The 17,108-nt window shown below is 70.1% G+C and carries 8 protein-coding genes and 1 pseudogene; 7 read left to right on the forward strand and 2 right to left on the reverse strand.

Going from position 1 to position 17,108, the window contains the following annotated elements; all coding sequences use genetic code 11:
• Positions 1-195 precede the first annotated feature (195 nt).
• The 3 genes from JGS39_RS20045 (at position 196) to JGS39_RS20055 (ending at position 6,760) form a co-directional block, all read left to right on the forward strand.
• Positions 196-2,634 (forward strand): GH92 family glycosyl hydrolase, encoded by a 2,439-nt coding sequence (locus tag JGS39_RS20045; protein WP_219570562.1) that lies wholly within the window; start codon positions 196-198, stop codon positions 2,632-2,634.
• 218 nt (positions 2,635-2,852) lie between these two features.
• A complete protein-coding gene (locus tag JGS39_RS20050) occupies positions 2,853-6,128 on the forward strand; it encodes a LamG-like jellyroll fold domain-containing protein (RefSeq protein WP_219570563.1) in 3,276 nt (1,091 codons plus the stop codon).
• Between the two features lie 119 nt (positions 6,129-6,247).
• A complete protein-coding gene (locus JGS39_RS20055) occupies positions 6,248-6,760 on the forward strand; it encodes a GNAT family N-acetyltransferase (protein WP_236063926.1) in 513 nt (170 codons plus the stop codon).
• A gap of 80 nt (positions 6,761-6,840) precedes the next feature.
• On the opposite strand, the gene JGS39_RS20060 is transcribed toward JGS39_RS20055, so the two are convergent.
• Together JGS39_RS20060 and JGS39_RS20065 are read right to left on the reverse strand one after the other, a co-directional pair.
• Entirely contained in the window at positions 6,841-9,186 is a 2,346-nt protein-coding gene (locus JGS39_RS20060; RefSeq protein ID WP_236063927.1) for an AbfB domain-containing protein, read from the reverse strand.
• A gap of 102 nt (positions 9,187-9,288) precedes the next feature.
• Positions 9,289-11,484, reverse strand: a pseudogene (locus JGS39_RS20065) (beta-L-arabinofuranosidase domain-containing protein); the annotation flags it as partial.
• A 547-nt stretch (positions 11,485-12,031) separates the two neighbouring features.
• On the opposite strand from JGS39_RS20065, the gene JGS39_RS20070 reads away from it, so the two are divergent.
• The 4 genes from JGS39_RS20070 to JGS39_RS20085 all read left to right on the forward strand — a co-directional run bounded on the left by JGS39_RS20070 (position 12,032) and on the right by JGS39_RS20085 (position 17,079).
• Positions 12,032-13,117: an ABC transporter substrate-binding protein gene (locus tag JGS39_RS20070; RefSeq protein ID WP_219570565.1), complete on the forward strand. Its 1,086-nt coding sequence runs from the start codon at positions 12,032-12,034 to the stop codon at positions 13,115-13,117.
• 184 nt (positions 13,118-13,301) lie between these two features.
• Complete coding sequence (locus JGS39_RS20075) at positions 13,302-15,068, forward strand: sugar ABC transporter ATP-binding protein (protein ID WP_236063929.1); 1,767 nt, start codon at positions 13,302-13,304, stop codon at positions 15,066-15,068.
• Positions 15,065-16,039, forward strand: coding sequence for an ABC transporter permease (locus JGS39_RS20080; protein ID WP_219570566.1), 975 nt, complete (start codon positions 15,065-15,067; stop codon positions 16,037-16,039). The genes JGS39_RS20075 and JGS39_RS20080 overlap by 4 nt, the downstream gene beginning before the upstream one ends.
• Positions 16,036-17,079, forward strand: a complete 1,044-nt coding sequence (locus JGS39_RS20085; RefSeq protein WP_219570567.1) for an ABC transporter permease — start codon at positions 16,036-16,038, stop codon at positions 17,077-17,079. The genes JGS39_RS20080 and JGS39_RS20085 overlap by 4 nt, the downstream gene beginning before the upstream one ends.
• The last annotated feature ends 29 nt before the right edge of the window (positions 17,080-17,108 follow it).

The raw sequence follows: 17,108 nt of genomic DNA on the forward strand, positions 1-17,108 counted from the left end.
GGGCGCGAAGAGGGCGATTGCGTACCAGCCGTCCGGATCGCGGCATCCGTTCACCGCGCATTCATCCGGGATGACGGCTGGGGCATTCCCTCCCGCGCTCCGGGGATCTACGCTCGGCCGTGCATCGATCACGTGGTCACGGGCCGCAAGCCGGCTTCTGACAACGTTGTCCGAACTCCCCGGAAGGTACGCGACATGCCCCCCAGACCGCTGACCGCGCCCCGGCGCCTCGCCGCGCGAACAGCCGCCCTGGTCGTCACCGGCGCACTGGCCGCCGCCGTGCTGCCCGCCGCCGCAGAGGCCGCCGCGCCCGTCACCCGCCCGACCGCCTACGTGGATCCGCTGATCGGCAGCGCCAACGGCGGCAACACCTTTCCCGGTGCCACCCTCCCGTACGGCATGATCGCCTGGTCGCCGACGAGCACCACGGGCGACCAGACCGGCACCGGCGCCGCGAACGGCTACGAGTACGGTGCCACCCGGCTGCGCGGACTGAGCCTCACCCACGTCAACGGCGCCGGATGCAACCCCGGAGCCGCCGGTGACATCCCGATCATGCCGTTCGTCGGGGACGTCACGTCGTCACCGTCCGCTGACACCAAGGACGCCGTCTACGCCGCGGACTTCTCGCACGAAAACGAGCGCGCGGTCCCCGGCCGCTACACCCTCGGCCTCGACTCCGGAGCCACGGCCGACCTCGCGGTGAGCCGCCGCGCCGGCGTGGCCGACTTCGCGTTCCCGGCCGGCAAGCCGGCCAACCTCCTCTTCCGGGTCTCCAACTCGCTGAACGGCAGCGAGGACGCCCAGGTCCGGATCGACACCGCGCACCGCAAGGTCACGGGCTCCGTGCTCACCGGCGCCTTCTGCGGGCGGCGCGCCAACGGCGGCACCAACAACCGCAAGAGCTACTACCGCCTCTACTTCACCGCCTCCTTCGACCGCGCCTTCTCCTCCACCGGCACCTGGAAGGACGGCACGCTCGCCCCCGGCTCCACCGAGGGCAGAGGCGGTGAGGGGTACGCCACGGGTGCGGACCGGGCGGGCCGCGGGTCGGGCGGCTGGGTCGGCTTCGACACCAGTTCCGACAACGATGTCCACATGCGGATCGGCATCTCCTACGTCAGCCAGGCGGGCGCCGAGGCCAACCTGCGTAAGGAGATCGCCCCGCACGCGGCAGTGGACGACGTCGCGGCCGCCGCGAGCCGGACGTGGGACCGGGAGCTGGACTCCGTACGCACGGGCGGCGGGACCGAGGCTCAGCGGACCACGTTCTACACCGCGCTCTACCACTCCCTGATGCAGCCCAACGTCATCAGCGACACCGACGGCCGCTACCCCGGCATGGACGGGGAGGCCCACCGGATCGAGCGCGGGCAGGGGGCGCAGTACAGCAACTTCTCCGGCTGGGACCAGTACCGGGCCCAGATACAACTGCTGGCCCTCCTCAAGCCGGAGATCGCCGGGGACTTCGCCCAGTCGCTGTACAACTTCGCCCGGCAGAACGGCGGGGTGTGGGACCGCTGGGTGCACATCAACGGTGCCACCCACGTCATGACCGGCGACCCCACCGCGGCCACCCTCGCCACGTTCTACGCCATGGGGGTGCGGAACTTCGACTACGAGGGCGCGTACGAGTCGCTGGCGCGCCAGGCGACCGTGCCGGTCGACGACGGGCTCTCGGACGCCGGCTGCCCGGGCCAGTGCACCGGTCAGCGGCCAAATCTGGCCCAGTACCTGGAATCCCACTACGCGCCGCAGGACGTCTGCCACTGCTGGGGCGGCGCCGCCGAGACGCTGGAGGACGCGGTCGCCGACGCCGCGCTCGGACGCTGGGCGCAACTGCTCGGGCGTGACGAGGAGGCCGAGGCGTTCAAGGAGCGCGGCGGCTGGTGGCGCAACGTGTACAACCCCGACGCCACCGACGGCGCCGGCACCACCGGTTACATCCAGGCGCGCAACGTCGACGGCTCCTGGGTCACGCCGTTCAGCCCGGGCAGCGACCGCGGCTTCGCGCAGGGCACCAGCGCCACGTACACCTGGATGGTTCCGCAGGACGTCCAGGGCCTCGCCGAGGCGATGGGCGGCCGGGACGTCGCGGCGCGACGCCTGGACGGGTTCTTCCACAAGGCGGACGGCTCCTGGTCGGTCAGGGGCGGTGACGCGGTCCGCTACGACCCGACCAACGAACCCGGCATCCACGCCCCCTGGCTCTACAACGCCCTCGGGCAGCCGTGGAAGACCCAGGAGACGGTGCGCGAGATCCTGAACACGGTCTACGGGACGGGGCCGCGAGGCCTGCCCGGAAACGACGACCTGGGCACCATGTCCGCCTGGTACGTCTTCTCCGCGCTGGGTCTGTACCCGCAGACGCCGGGTGGCGGCGAGCTGCTGCTGGGTGCCCCGCTGTTCCCGAAGGCGGTGATCGACCGGCCGCACGGCAGGGACATCACGATCACCGCGCCGGCGGCGGACGCGGCTCATCCGTACGTCGACGCGGTGACGGTCGACGGGCGTGCCCACGACCGGTCGTGGACGGATGCGAGCCTGCTGACCAGGGGAGGGAAGCTGGCCTACCGGCTGTCCGGGCAGGCCAACACATCCTGGGCCACGGACCCTTCGGGGCTGCCGCGGTAGTCGAGGCGTGACTCCGTGCCGGATCCCCGCGTCCCGGACGCGGGGATCCGGCACAGGCATCTGCCCGTCGGACCCGCTCGATTTATATCGTTGAAAATTCTCCGTGCACGACTGTTGTTTTGCGTTTGATGCTGTGGCTCAATGTTCGATTATGTGCTGTGCCTCACAGGTTCGAGGCACTTCAGCCCTCTCGACAGGACGACGCCTTGAGACGACAAATGCCCCGATCCCGCACTGTGTTGAGAACGGTGGCCTGCGCCGCCGCACTCCTGATACCCGTCGGTGCCACGCTGGTTCCGGCCGCGGCGGCCACCCCGGCCACGGCCGCCTCCGCCACGCCGGCCACGTTCGCGGCCGGCGACCCGGCGACGGCCGTGCACGGGCTGAAGGGCGAGTACTACAGCATGTCCGCGCCCGGTGCGCGGGACTTCGACACGCTCGGCGGTGTCGCCCTGGAGCCGCAGATCAACTTCCCGGGCCTCACCGGCACGTTCGAGTCCACCACCGGCCGGACCGAGAACACCACCGCTCGCTGGACCGGCAACATCACGGCTCCCGAGGACGGCGACTACACCTTCGCCGCGAGCGGCGACAACGGCTTCCGGCTCTTCATCGACGGCGAGGTGGTGATCGACCACTGGGAGCCGGACTGGGACAACGAGCAGACCAGCAAGCCGGTTGCGCTGAAGGCCGGTGAGCCCCACACGTTCAAGCTGGAGATGTTCCAGGACACGGGTGGCGCGAACATGTTCCTGCGCTGGTCCAGCGCGACGCTGGCCCGGCAGATCGTGCCCGAGTCCGCTTTCACGCCGCCTGCGGACTTCGAGGTCTACCCGGTCGGCCTGAGCGTCGCCGACGACGGCCTGAAGCTCCAGGCGGTGTTCGAGGACGAGGTCAGCGACTTCGCCACGCTGAAGGATCACCTCACGATCGAGGCGGACACCTCGCCGATGCCGGTGAAGTCCGTGGCCCGAACCCCCGGCAACCCCCACGCGCTGACCGTCACCCTGACCGCTCCCGTCCTGAAGGGCCAGCAGGTCCGGGTCGCCTACGACGGCGAAGCAGGCCTCCGGGTGGGCGGCGAGAGTGTTCCGCAGATCAGCCGCAGCGCCGGGAACCTGTCGACACACCGGCTGACCACGGCCTTCGGCGACAAGGTCGACCGCGACCACCCGCTGCCGGAGTACCCCCGGCCGCAGCAGGTCCGCGACGACTGGAAGAACCTCAACGGGTCCTGGGAGTTCGCCGGAGCCGTCGCGGGCGAGCAGCCCGTCTTCGGGAAGAAGCTGGGGGAGCGGATCACCGTCCCGTACCCCGTCGAGTCGCAGCTCTCCGGTCTTGAGCGCCACGAAGACCACATGTTCTACCGCAAGCTCGTCACCGTCCCGAAGAACTGGTCGGTGAAGGGCGACAAGGGCGGCAAGGCCAACCGGCTGAAGCTCAACTTCGGCGCCGTCGACTACGAGGCCCGCGTCTGGGTCAACGGCAAGCAGGTCGCCGAGCACACCGGCGGCTACACCGCCTTCAGCGCCGACATCACCGACGCGGTCAAGGGCAGCGGACCGCAGGAGATCGTCGTCGCGGTCACCGACACCACCGGTGCCGACCAGCCCACGGGCAAGCAGTCGGCCAACCCCGGCGGAATCTTCTACACCGCCTCGTCCGGCATCTGGCAGACCGTCTGGATGGAGCCCGTCGCCCCGGCCGCGGTCGACTCCCTGACGACCACCCCGGACATCGACAAGGGCCGGCTCTCGCTGACGGTCAACTCCGAGGACGCCTCGAAGTCCGCCCGGATCACCGCCGTCGCCCGCGACAAGAAGGGCAAGGTCGTCGGCAGTGTCACCGGCCCGGCCAACCGCGAGCTGAGCCTGCCGGTCGCGAAGCAGCACCTGTGGACGCCCGACGACCCGTACCTCTACGACCTGAAGGTCACGCTCGACGACGGCCGCTCCAAGGACACCGTCGACAGCTACTTCGGCATGCGGTTCTTCGGCGTCGCGAAGGTCGGCGGCTACCAGAAGCTGGTCCTCAACGGGAAGCCGTTCTTCTCCCTCGCCCAGCTCGACCAGGGCTTCTACCCGGACGGCCTGAACACGGCCCCCAGTGACTCCGCCCTGCTCTTCGACCTGAAGGCGCAGAAGGACCTCGGCTTCAACTCGGTGCGCAAGCACATCAAGGTCGAGCCGGCCCGCTGGTACTACCACGCGGACCAGCTCGGACTGCTGGTCTGGCAGGACTTCGTCTCCGGCAACATCACCGGCGAGAAGGGCCAGAAGGCCTTCCTCGACCAGGGTGCCGAGATGATGAAGCAGCTGCACAACTACCCGTCGATCGGTGCCTGGATCGTCTTCAACGAAGGCTGGGGCGAGTGGGACCGCACCGAGACCGGGAAGATCACGGAGAAGGTCCAGGCCGCCGACCCCTCCCGCGTCGTGAACGCCCACAGCGGTGTCAACTGCTGCAACTCCAAGGGTGACTCGGGCAAGGGCGACATCATCGACCACCACGACTACAACAACACCGACCCGGCCTTCCCGGACGAGAACCGGGCGGCGATGGACGGTGAGCACGGCGGCTTCACCCTGCGGTCGCCCGGACACATGTGGCCCGGTGCGCCCACCGCGATCTACAGCGGTGTCGCCGACAAGGCCGCGCTGACCGCCAAGTACGTCGAGAACACCCGTAAGTACTACCTGGAAGCGGCCGGCGCCGAACTCTCCGGCTCCATCTACACCCAGGTGACCGACCTGGAGAACGAGCTCAACGGCCTCTGGACGTACGACCGCCGTGAGATCAAGGTCGACCCGGCCCCGGTGCGCAAGATCAACCAGGAGGTCATCGCCGCCGGCGCCGCCGCAGGTGAGCGGGACGAGGTCAAGGGCGGCGGCGCCTGGTCCCTCGACGAGAACAAGGGCTCCGAGGCCGCCGACAGCGGGCCGAACCACAAGGACCTCACCCTGGCCGCGGGCACGTCCTGGGCGCCCGGCGTGCAGGGCTCCGCGCTGAAGTTCAACGGCGAGGGACAGTACGCACAGACCGACGGCCCGGTCGTCGACACCACCGGTGACTACACCGTGTCGGCCTGGGCGTCGCTGGACGCCCTTCCCGGCAACTACGCCACCATCGTCAGCCAGGACGGCCGGCGCCAGGAGAACCCGTTCTACCTCCAGTACGGTCAGGGCGGCTTCGCCTTCTCCACCCCGGGCGCCCACCGTGCCCGGGTGGAGATGACGCCCGAGATCGGCCGGTGGTACCACGTGGTCGGTGTCCGCAGCGGTGACGAGATCAAGCTGTACGTCGACGGCAAGCTCGCCGCGACCTCGGCAGCCGGGGGCGCCGATGTCAGCACCGGCGCCCTGTCCGTGGGCCGCGCCAAGTGGTCGGGTGGCAACACCGACTTCTGGAACGGTTCCGTCGACCAGGTCGCGGTGTTCGACAAGGCCCTGACCGCGGACGAGGTGAGCGCGCTGCACGACACCGTGCAGCCGTAGCCCCGGGCTGTTAGTGAACCACTGAACGCTGCCTGCCGCCGCATCCGTGCGGTGGCAGGCAGCGGAGTGCGCGGCGCCCCGGCGAACCAGTCGGGGCGCCGCCGTGTGAGGATCAGGGGATGGGACAGCCGGAGATCCGCCGCCGCGGCGACGACGACCTGAAGGCGTGTGCCGAGGCGCTGGCCACCGTGCACGACGCGGACCGCTACCCGGCGAAGTGGCCGGCCGATCCGGGAGGCTGGCTGACACCGGACGGCATGCTCGGCGCCTGGGTGGCGGTGGACGGCCCGGACGTCCTGGGCCATGTGACGCTGACCCGTACCGACGACGTGCTGGCAGCGGACGTGGGACTGCCGCCGGAGGAACTGGCCTCGGTGGCCCGGCTGTTCACGACGGCTTCGGCGCGCCGGCGCGGCGTGGCGGGCGCCCTGCTCGCCACCGTGACGGCGGCTGCGGCAGACGGCGGACTGCGGGCGGTCCTGGAGGTGGAGGACGGTGGCGAGGCCGCCGTGGCCCTCTACGAACGTGCCGGGTGGCGTCATGCGGGCAGCCGCTCCGGTGACTGGACGACGGCCGACGGCCGGACGGCGCTGTTGCACACGTACGTCGCCCCGGGCGCGGGGACGCGGTAGACGGCCGACGGCCCGGACCCGACGCGGTCGGCGTCGCATCCGGGCCGTGGCCCGTACAGGAAGGGGCGGGCGGATTCAGATCACGGCGCCCAGGGCGCCTCCACCGCCCAGGTGGTGTCCTCCGTGAACGTGGCCGGGTTGTCCCAGGCGTGCCCGCCGCCCGGTGTGGCCAGCCACACCTCCGAGTCGATGTGCCGCAGATAGCTGCCGGGCAGATTGGCGCTGGACAGCCGCACGCCTCCCGTGCCGGCTACCGCACACCAGGTGGCGTCGGCCTTGAACAGCGCCGAGCCGTCGTCGGCGTCCCTGCGCACCCGGAAGTCGCGGTGCCGGAGGTACTCGCCGGGATAGTTGCGGGACTCCAGCGAGTAGCAGTTGCTGTTGGCGAGCCCGGTGACGATCTTCCAGGTGGCGTCGTTCTTCAGCAGCGTGCCGCTCGCCCCGTCGACGACCGCGGTGAAGGCGAGCGCGTCCTGATGGCGCAGGTACTTGTCGGTGTATCCAGGGGTCGTGACCCGGAGCGACTTGTACTGCCCGGTGGGCAGGGTCACCGGCGGTGCCGGGTTGCGCGACGCGTTGATCAGGGCCTGGTTGGCGGCCTTCACCCGAGCGGTGTCCACCTTGACGACCTGGCGGTCGTAGGTGAGCAGCCCGTTCGCCTCGTTCTCCACATCGGTGATCTCCGTGTACACGGAGGCGGAGAGGCCCGCGGGCAGCTGGCCGACGCGGATGCTGTCGAGCAGCCCGACGAACCGGTTGTTCAGCGCGGAGACGCTCGCCTGGTCCTCGTAGCTGAATCCGCCGCCGGGGAACCACTCGTGCCCCGGGACCTTGTAGCCGAGGCCGCCGAACTCACCGAGGACCGCGGCGCGCGTCGCGCTCGGCGCGGTGTTGCCGGGGCCGACATAGATGTGGTTGTCGACCACGTCCCCGTTGCCGCCGTCCACCGAACCGCAGCAGTTGACCCCGCTCATGTTGTTGACCAGCCGGGACGGGTCGTACGTCTTCACCTCGTTGGCGATCCTGGCCTGGTCGTACTGCCCCCAGCCCTCGTTCTGGTCGACCCACATCACCAGGGAGGGCGAGCTGCGGTGCTGGTCGATGACGGCGTGGAACTCGGCCTCCCACTGGGTGCGGGCCGCCGGGTCGGGGCTCTTGCCGGTGTCCATGGCCGGCATGTCCTGCCAGACGAGCAGGCCCAGCCTGTCCGCCCAGTAGAACCAGCGCTGCGGTTCGACCTTGATGTGCTTGCGGACCATGTTGAAGCCGAGGTCCTTGTGCGCCTGGAGGTCCGACTTCAGGGCGGCGTCGGTCGGCGCGGTGTAGATGCCGTCCGGCCAGTAGCCCTGGTCCAGGGTGCCGGTCTGGAAGACGAACTTCCCGTTGAGGACCGGTCGCAGCACGCCGTCGACCTTCGCCACGGCGATCGACCGCATGCCCGTGTAGCTTCCGGCCGAGTCGGTGACGGCCGAGCCGTCGAGCAGCTCCGCCTTCACGTCGTACAGGAACGGGTCCTCCGGAGTCCACAGATGAGGGTTCGGCACCGGTACGGAGATCTCGGAGCCGACGGTTCCGGTAGCTGTGCCGACGACGTTCCCGCCGCTGGAGACGGTGACCCGGGCGCTGCGGCCGGAAGCGGACGCGCTCTGCACCTTCACCCGCAGAGTGCTGTTGCCCAGGTTCGGCGTCATGTCCAGACGCGTGATGTGGGCGGCAGCGACCGGCTCCAGCCAGACGGTCTGCCAGATACCGGACGCGGCGGTGTAGAAGATCCCGCCGCCGCTGTGCGGCCGCACGTCGTTGATGCGCTGCTTGCCGACGGCCTGGCCGCCCGTCTGCGTCGGGTCGTACACGGACACCACGACCGTGTTCGTACCCCCGTTGAGCTGGGGGGTGATGTCGTACGCGAACGAGTCGTAGCCGCCCTTGTGGGCACCGACCTGGGTGCCGTTGACCCAGACCGTGGTCTGCCAGTCGGACGCGCCGAAGTTCAGCTCGACGCGGCGGCCGTTCCAGTCGGAGGGCACGGTGAAGGTGCGCTTGTACCAGAGCTTGTCGTTCTCGGTGATCTTCCGCTGGATGCCCGAGAGAGCGGACTCCGCGACGAACGGGACACGGATCTGATCAGGGAACGAGGACGGCTGTCCGGCGTCGCGACCGGTCACCGCGAAGTCCCAGATTCCGTTGAGATTGGCCCAGTCGGGCCGGGTCAGCTGCGGTCGCGGATACTCCGGCAGCGGCTTGTCGACCGGGACCTGGGCGGTCCACGGCGTCGTCATCGGGGACGGCTTGGGTGCCCAGGAGGCGGCACCGGCGGGCGCCGGTCCGACTCCCACCAGTGCCGAGGACACCAGCGCCAGCAGTCCGGTCGTGACGACCGCCCGTCTCCACCACGGCCGCCGGCCTGGCACACGTAAAGGACTCATGGGTTCGTCTCCTTCGTCAGGTTCTGTTCCGGTACGGGAAACTCCCCGCGCCGGGTGGCGCGGGGAGCGGTGCGGGATGGCGTGGAACAGTCAGGAGGGCCGGACGAGCTGCCAGAGGTGGTCGTCGGTACCCGTGTCACCGAACTGGACGACGTGGGCGCTGTCGGCCGTGGACATGTTGTCGACGCCGAGGACCTTGCCGGAGTGGCGGTTGCGGATCCGGTACCAGCCGTCGCTGTCGGGGACGAGCTGCCAGAGGTGGTCGTCGGAGAGCCAGGGCTCAGCGCCCGGGTCGGTCGTGGGGAACGAGGTGATGCGCAGCCGCGCCGCCCCCATCGGGACGAGCGTGATCTCCTCCACCGGCTCGGAGCTGCCGGCCGGACCGTCCTGGAGCGGGGCGACGACGTGCTCGCCGTCCGCCGTCCACTCCGGGATCCGCCGGGCCTTCGCCGTCATGGTCAGCGGGGTGCCGTCGAGCGTGAAGGGGTTGGTGTCCTTGACGTGGCGGGCGGTGTGGTGGCGCAGCGAGGCGGTCGGCTTCCGTTCGTCGAGGACGAGCCCGTAGTTCCACGGACTCGTGGCGTGCACCGCGTACTCCGGGAACTGTTCGGTGCCGCCGATGCGCTCGTACTCCTCGTCGATACGCAAGGAGTACGTGAGCGGACCGCGGTCCACGCTCACGGCACCGTGGTTGTGTTCCCAGGTGCGCACCACGGTCTTCTGCGGGAAGCGGAGGGTCACCCGGTCGCCGTCGGCCCACGTGCGGTCGACGCGGGTGAACGCCGGTCCCGCGGGGGCGTCGACCGGACGCCCGTTGACCTCGATCTCCGGGCGGTCGCACCAGGCGGGTACGCGCAGCACCAACGGGAACGACAGCCTCTTCGGCGCCTTCAGCGTCAGGGTGACCGTGTCCGTGAAGGGGTAGCCGGTCTCCTCGGTGAAGGTGACCTCGGTGCCGTCCGCTACCTTCGCGGTGACCTCGCAGCTCGCGTACATCGCGGCGGCGAGACCCCCGTCCGGTGTGGCGAGCCACAGCTCCTCGACGAAGTACGGCCAGCCCATGCCGTAGTTGTGCGGGCAGCAGCGGTACTGGTCGACGCCGGGCAGGAAAGCCTGCATGGCGAAGCCGTTCTGGAACTGCCGGCCGTTCTTCGGCACGTTGTCCAGGTCCACGCTGTTGGCACTGGTGATGTAGTGGACCGCCTTGCCGGACGGGTCGAGCGAGGCGGGCAGCGAGTTGAACGCCAGCTCCTCGCAGCGGTCGGCCCACAGCGGGTCTCCGGTGATGCGGGTGAGCAGCTGGTGGCTGGCCATGAACTCGACGATCCCGCACGTCTCGAAGCCCTGCCGGGGGTCGCCGTGCCCGGGCCGCGCGTTCTCGTCCCCGGCGAAGCCGCCGCCGGGGAACTGCCCGTACTGGTCCATGGCCTTGCCGTACGTTCCGTACGTGTTCCGGGTGTCGTCGGCCGAGCCGCTGCGCAGCGCGTACTGGGCGGGCTCGCGGAAGCCCTGCGCGATGTTCACGTTGTGCGGGTTGACCAGGTTGTCGCCCCAGTCGGCGCCGTTCGCGTGGATCTTGTCGGCGAGGTCGAGGAGGAAGGTGTCGCCGGTGCGGTTGAAGAGCCAGAAGACGCTGTCCAGGCCGTCGCCCCAGCGCAGGGCGATCCAGCTGGTGTTGAAGGCGCCGGGCCCCTGGGCGTTCATGTAGCGGAAGAACCGGCTGAGGAAGGGGATGACCCGGGTGTCGCCCGTGTACTCCTGCCAGGAGCGCAGGGCCTGGATCAGTGGCAGGAAGGGCCAGAAGTCCGGGCCGCCGTTCAGGGACGTACGCAGCGCCTTCGGGCCGAAGAAGCCGTCGGACTGCTGGGTGGTGAGAATCGCGTCGAACCAGCGCCGCACGGCAGCCAGGGCCTTGGCGTCGCCGGTCACGATCGCGAGGTCGGTGTATCCGCGCAGCCAGTACGGGACCTCCTCCCAGCCGCCGAGTTCGGGGCGGACCCAGCCGGTGGCGGTGAAGTCGAGGAAGTGCGAGAACTCCTCGTAGCGGCCGCACAATCCGTCCAGCTGGAGCTTCAGCTGTCCGGCCAGCCAGCCACGAGCGGTGACCCGGCCGGGCGGGAGCTTCAGGAACGCGGTCGGGTGCAGCGGTGCGGCGTTGGGGAAGTAGTGGCCGCCGTGGGCGGGCTTCACCCGGTGCCCGGCCGCGGTAGCGGTGGTGGCCCAGCGGCCGGACGCGGCCGTGGTGGCGGCGGCGGTGGCCAGCGCGCCGGCCACGAGTTGTCTGCGGTTCAGGGGCATGGAGGGCTCCTGCTCTCGGCCGGCCGTGTGGGGCACCGGCTCGGAAACGGCACATGACACTGCGGGACTTGCCGGACGCTGCGGGCCTCGCCAGGCCGCCCACCGGGCCCGGGTGCGGATCCCGGACGCGCGCACGGCAAGGCACGCCGTCGCGACCGGAGGGGTGACGCGGCAACGTGCTTGCAACGTTGGAAAATTGGGTACCGGCGGTATGACAGCACGGTGACGGGCTGGTGTCCAGGGGTGCGGCGGCAACCGGTGCGGTGGGAGTCGTCCACCGGTGCCGGGTGGCTTCGACACATTTTGGAAACGCATCGACAACGCTCTTGCCGCCCGTGCCGCGGCGCCTATATAACGTTGTAAACCGAGCCGCCGAGAGGCCGCGCAGACTCTCACGACCGCAGTTCGTCCAGCTGGTGCCACGGCACCGGCGGGGTCGTGAGGGGTGCAGTGACATCAGCCGCCGAGCGGCAGCCGATGCATCGTCCAGCCATGCCCGACCGCACGCCCATCGGCGTGCCGTCATCCCGCCAAGGAGCTCCCGCGCATGATGATCCAGCGTCGAACCCGTACCCTCGCCGTGGCCTGCCTCCTCGCCGCCACCGCCACGCTGGCCGCCTCCGGCTGCTCCAAGTCGGAGACCTCGGACACCGCGACCACCGACAGCAGCCAGGGCGCGCAGGCGGCCAAGACCTCGGAGTCCTCCTCCGGTTCGGGCTGCTCGCTGCAGACCTACGGCGCGCCGAAGCTGGACCTGAAGAACGCGGTGGTCGGCTTCTCCCAGTCGGAGAAGGAAGCCAACCCGTTCCGTATCGCCGAGACCCAGTCCATCAAGGACGAGGCGAAGAAGGTCGGCGTCAAGAAGCTGCTCACCACCAACGCCCAGTCGCAGTTGTCCAAGCAGATCAGCGACATCCAGGACATGCTGTCGCAGGGCGCCCAGTTCCTCATCGTCGCCCCGCTGAACTCCGACGGCCTGGAGCCGGCGCTGAAGGCCGCCGCCGCCAAGAAGGTCCCGGTCCTCACCATCGACCGCAAGGTCAACGCCACCGCATGCAAGGACTACGTGGCGTTCCTCGGCTCCGACTTCGTGGAGCAGGGCAAGCGCGCCGCGGACGCGATGATCAAGACGACCGGTGGCAAGGGCAAGGTCGCCATCCTCCTCGGCGCCTCGGGCAACAACGTCACCACCGACCGCACCAAGGGCTTCGTCGACCAGCTGAAGGCCGAGGCCCCCGGCCTGGAGATCGTCGCCCAGCAGACCGGTGAGTTCGCCCGCGACAAGGGCCAGCAGGTCATGGAGCAGCTGATCCAGTCCAAGCCCGACATCACGGCCGTCTACGCGGAGAACGACGAGATGGGCCTCGGCGCGGTCACCGCGCTGAAGGCCGCGGGCAAGAAGCCCGGCAAGGACGTCAAGATCGTCTCCGTCGACGGCACCCGCAACGCCGTACAGGCCCTGGTGAACGGCGAGTACAACGCCGTCATCGAGTCGAACCCGCGCTTCGGCCCGCTGGCCTTCGCGACCGCGCAGAAGTTCTACGCCGGCGAGAGCATCCCGGAAAACGTCATCATCACCGACCGCGCCTACGACGAGTCCAACGCCAAGGCCTCGCTCGGCGGCGCGTTCTGACCGGGGCTCGCCCCACTCGCCCGTAGCGCCGGCGGGGCCCGCCGGCCGGCCCGGCCGCGTACCGATCCGTACGCGGCCCCCGGCCCGTACCGGACCCGCCGGACCACTCGCCGCCGTGACGCCGCCACCCGTCACGGCGGCCCCGGGCCCACACCCTTGGAAGAGCGGAAGGCCAAGAACAGCCATGGCACCACCCGAAGCAGTACCGCAGCCGCCGCAGCCGGCCGCCGACGCGAAGGAGGCATCCGCGCCGGCCGAGGTGACGGAGACGTCCGCGCCGGCCGAGGTGACGGAGACGTCCGCGCCGGCCGAGGTGACGGAAGCGTCCGCACCGGCCGCCGGCGTGAAGAAGGCGCCCGCGCCGGCCGCCGACGTGTCACCGGACTCCGCACCGGCCGCGTCCGTCCTCGAAGCCCGCTCGGTGAGCAAGCGTTTCCCGGGCGTCGTCGCCCTCGACGACGTCTCGTTCACCCTGCGTGCCGGGGAGACCCACGCACTCGTGGGGGAGAACGGAGCCGGCAAGTCCACCCTGATCAAGGTGCTGACCGGCGTCTACCGGCCCGACGAGGGCGAACTGCGGCTGGCCGGCGAACAGATCGCCTTCGCCCGGCCGTTCGAGGCGCAGCAGGCCGGCATCTCCACGATCTACCAGGAGGTGAACCTCGTCCCGCTGATGAGCGTGGCGCGCAACATCTTCCTCGGCCGTGAGCCCAAGAACCGGTTCGGCCTGATCGACTTCTCCCGGATGCACCGCGAGACCACCGAACTCCTCGACGGCTTCGGCGTACGCGTCGACCCGAAGAGGCCCCTGCACACCCTGGGAATCGGCACCCAGCAGATGGTCGCGCTGGCCCGCGCCGTCTCGGTCAACGCCCAGGTCGTCATCATGGACGAGCCCACCTCCTCGCTGGAGCCGCGCGAGGTCGAGACCCTCTTCCGGGTCATCGAGGACCTGCGCGCACGTGGCATCGCCGTCCTCTACGTCAGCCACCGCATGGACGAGCTCTACCGGATCTGCGACCGCGTCACCGTGCTCCGCGACGGCCGGCACATCCACACCGGGGACCTCGCCGACCTCGACCGCATGCAGCTCGTCTCGATGATGCTCGGCCGCGACATGGCCGAGGTCCGCCGCGACGGCGTCACCAGTTTCGGTTCCGAGGGCCACGACGCCTCCCGTACCCCCGTACTCACCGCGACCGGCCTCTCCCGCGACCACCAGCTCCACGACATATCCCTGTCGTTGTACGCGGGTGAGGTGCTGGGCCTCGGCGGGCTCCTCGGCTCCGGCCGCAGCGAGACCGCGAAGGCCCTGGCCGGCGCGCTGAGCCTGGACTCCGGCGAACTGAGCATCGGCGGCCGCACCCTGCGCCGCCTCACCTCCGCCGGCGCCATCCGGGCGGGCATCAGTCTGCTGCCCGAGGACCGCAAGGCCGAAGGCATCGTGCCCGGCCTCTCGGTCCGCGAGAACATCGTGCTGGCCGCGATGCCCCGCCTGTCCCGCGCCGGCATCGTCTCGCGCGCCAAGCAGGACCGCATCGTCGACATCTTCATGAAGCGGCTGCGGATCAAGGCCGCGAGCCCCGAGCAGAAGGTCGGCGAGCTCTCCGGAGGCAACCAGCAGAAGGTCCTGCTGGCCCGCTGGCTCTGCCTGGAGCCCAAGGTCCTGCTGCTCGACGAACCCACCCGCGGCATCGACGTCGGTGCCAAGGCCGAGGTCCAGAGCCTCATCGACGACCTCGCCCGCGAGGGCCTCGCCGTCCTGCTCATCTCCTCCGACATCGAGGAACTCATCGAGGGCGCCGACCGCATCGTCGTCCTGCGCGGTGGCGCGGTCGCGGGCGAACTGTCGGGCGACGAGGTGGCCGAGAGCCATCTGCTCGAAGTGCTCGCCGACCACTCACCGGCCCCCGCGGGCAACGCCCCGGCCGCCAAGGAGGACCCCCGATGACCCAGGCCGCAATCTCCACCCCCGCAGCCCGGCCGTGGGCCCGGCTGCGCGACCCCGCCTGGTACCAGGAGTACGGCGTCTACCTCGCCGTCGCGGTCGTCCTCCTCTTCAACGCCCTGTTCACCGAGCACTTCATGACCGCGGACAACCTCCGCACCCAGCTCGTCCAGGTCGCCCCCATCGTCATCGTCGCCCTCGGCATGGCGCTCGTGATCGGCACCGAGGGCGTCGACCTCTCCGTCGGCTCGACCATGGCGCTGGCCACCGCGCTGCTGCCGCTCTACCTCGGGTACGGACTGGTGCCCGCCCTCGTCATGGCGCTGCTGGCCGGCGCCGTCGTCGGAGCGATCAACGGCTCGCTGGTCTCGCTCGTCGGACTGCAGCCGATCGTCGCCACCCTCGCCCTGTTCGTCGGCGGCCGGGGCCTGGCCCTGGTCATGGCGGACGGTCAGCTCAAGCAGATCGTCAACCCCGACCTGCTGTCGCTCGGCACCGGTTCCTTCCTCGGTATTCCGCTGGTCGTCCTCATCGCCGCGGTCCTCGCGGCCGCCGTCGCCTTCCTGGTCCAGCGCACCACGTTCGGCCGTCAGGTCGTGGCCATCGGCGGCAACCGGTCCGCAGCCGCGCTCGCCGGACTGCCCGTGCGCCGCGTTCTCATCGGTGTGTACGTGCTCTGCGGGGTCCTGGCCGCCCTGGCCGGCATCCTCGCCACGGCCAGGCTCACCGCCAGCGACCCCTCCTCGCTCGGCACCCTCATGGAACTGTCCGCCATCACCGCGGTCGTCGTCGGGGGCACCCCGCTCAACGGAGGCTCCATCCGGGTCCTCGGCACGGTCGCCGGCGCCCTGCTGATGCAGCTGTTGCGCGCCACCCTCGTCAAGCACGACCTGCCCGACTCCACCGCACAGATCGCCCAGGCGGCCATCATCATCGCCGCCGTCTACGTCGCCCGGGAGCGTCGGTCCCGATGAACGAAACCTCACCCGCCCCCGTGGTCCAGGCCCCGGTCCCGCGCAAGACCCCCGCAGCGGCCGGCGGCGCCACATCGAGCTCAGCCGCCGGGCAACGCGTCGCCGAACTCCTCCAGCGCCAGGGCGCGCTCGTCGTCCTGCTCACGGTCGTCATCGTTGCGTCCTTCGTGTACCCGACGTTCGGCACCCTGGACAACGCCCGGGGTGTGACCGTCCAGGCCTCCTTCGGTGCCGTGGTCGCCCTCGGTATGACGATGGTCATCATCACCGGCGGCATCGACCTGTCCGTCGGCTCCGTCTTCGCCCTGGGCGGTGTCCTCGCCGCCTGGGCGTCCCAATGGGGCTTCCTCGCCGCCCTGTTCGTCCCGCTCGTCGTGTGCGGTGCGATCGGGCTGCTCAACGGCTTCCTGGTGGCCCGTGCCGGGATGGCACCGTTCATCGTCACGCTCGCCACCCTGCTGGGGGCGCGCGGTCTGCTCCTCGCGATCACCGACGAGGGCGCCACCACCTACCTCATCCCCAAGGGATCCGCGTTCGCCGAACTCGGACAGGGCAGCATCTGGGGCTTCGGCTACCCGATCCTGATCGCCCTGGCGCTGTTCGGCATCGGTGGACTGGTCCTCCAGCGCACCTCGTTCGGACAGACGCTCTTCGCGGTCGGCGGCAGCAGCGACGCGGCCAACCTGATGGGTCTGCCCGTTGCCCGGACCAAGATGCTCGTCTACACGCTCAGCGGACTGCTGGCCGGATTCGCCGGTGCGCTCAGTGCCGCCAGGCTCTCCTCCGGCGTCACCATCGTCGGCGTGGGCATGGAACTCGACGCGATCTCCGCCGTCGTCATCGGCGGCACCCTCCTGATCGGTGGCGCCGGATCGATCAGCGGCACCCTCTGGGGCGTCCTGCTGCTGGCCGTCATCCAGAACCTGATCAACCAGATCGGCGAGCTGAACTCCTCGTACCAGTCCGTCGTCAGCGGCGGGTTCCTTATCGTTGTCGTCGTGGCCCAGCGCTATCTGGCGCGCAGCCGCAGAACCACCTGAACCGGTGCCGGGGCCAGCGGGCCCCGGCA

Source organism: Streptomyces poriferorum, assembly GCF_019399235.1.
Lineage (GTDB): Bacteria > Actinomycetota > Actinomycetes > Streptomycetales > Streptomycetaceae > Streptomyces > Streptomyces poriferorum.

Bases quoted from the DNA above. Each gene is read 5' to 3' on its own strand.
- JGS39_RS20060 (WP_236063927.1), bottom strand. From the start codon at position 9,186: ATGAGTCCTTTACGTGTGCCAGGCCGGCGGCCGTGGTGGAGACGGGCG.
- JGS39_RS20075 (WP_236063929.1), top strand. From the start codon at position 13,302: ATGGCACCACCCGAAGCAGTACCGCAGCCGCCGCAGCCGGCCGCCGAC.
- JGS39_RS20085 (WP_219570567.1), top strand. From the start codon at position 16,036: ATGAACGAAACCTCACCCGCCCCCGTGGTCCAGGCCCCGGTCCCGCGC.
- JGS39_RS20055 (WP_236063926.1), top strand. From the start codon at position 6,248: ATGGGACAGCCGGAGATCCGCCGCCGCGGCGACGACGACCTGAAGGCG.
- JGS39_RS20050 (WP_219570563.1), top strand. From the start codon at position 2,853: ATGCCCCGATCCCGCACTGTGTTGAGAACGGTGGCCTGCGCCGCCGCA.
- JGS39_RS20080 (WP_219570566.1), top strand. From the start codon at position 15,065: ATGACCCAGGCCGCAATCTCCACCCCCGCAGCCCGGCCGTGGGCCCGG.
- JGS39_RS20070 (WP_219570565.1), top strand. From the start codon at position 12,032: ATGATGATCCAGCGTCGAACCCGTACCCTCGCCGTGGCCTGCCTCCTC.
- JGS39_RS20045 (WP_219570562.1), top strand. From the start codon at position 196: ATGCCCCCCAGACCGCTGACCGCGCCCCGGCGCCTCGCCGCGCGAACA.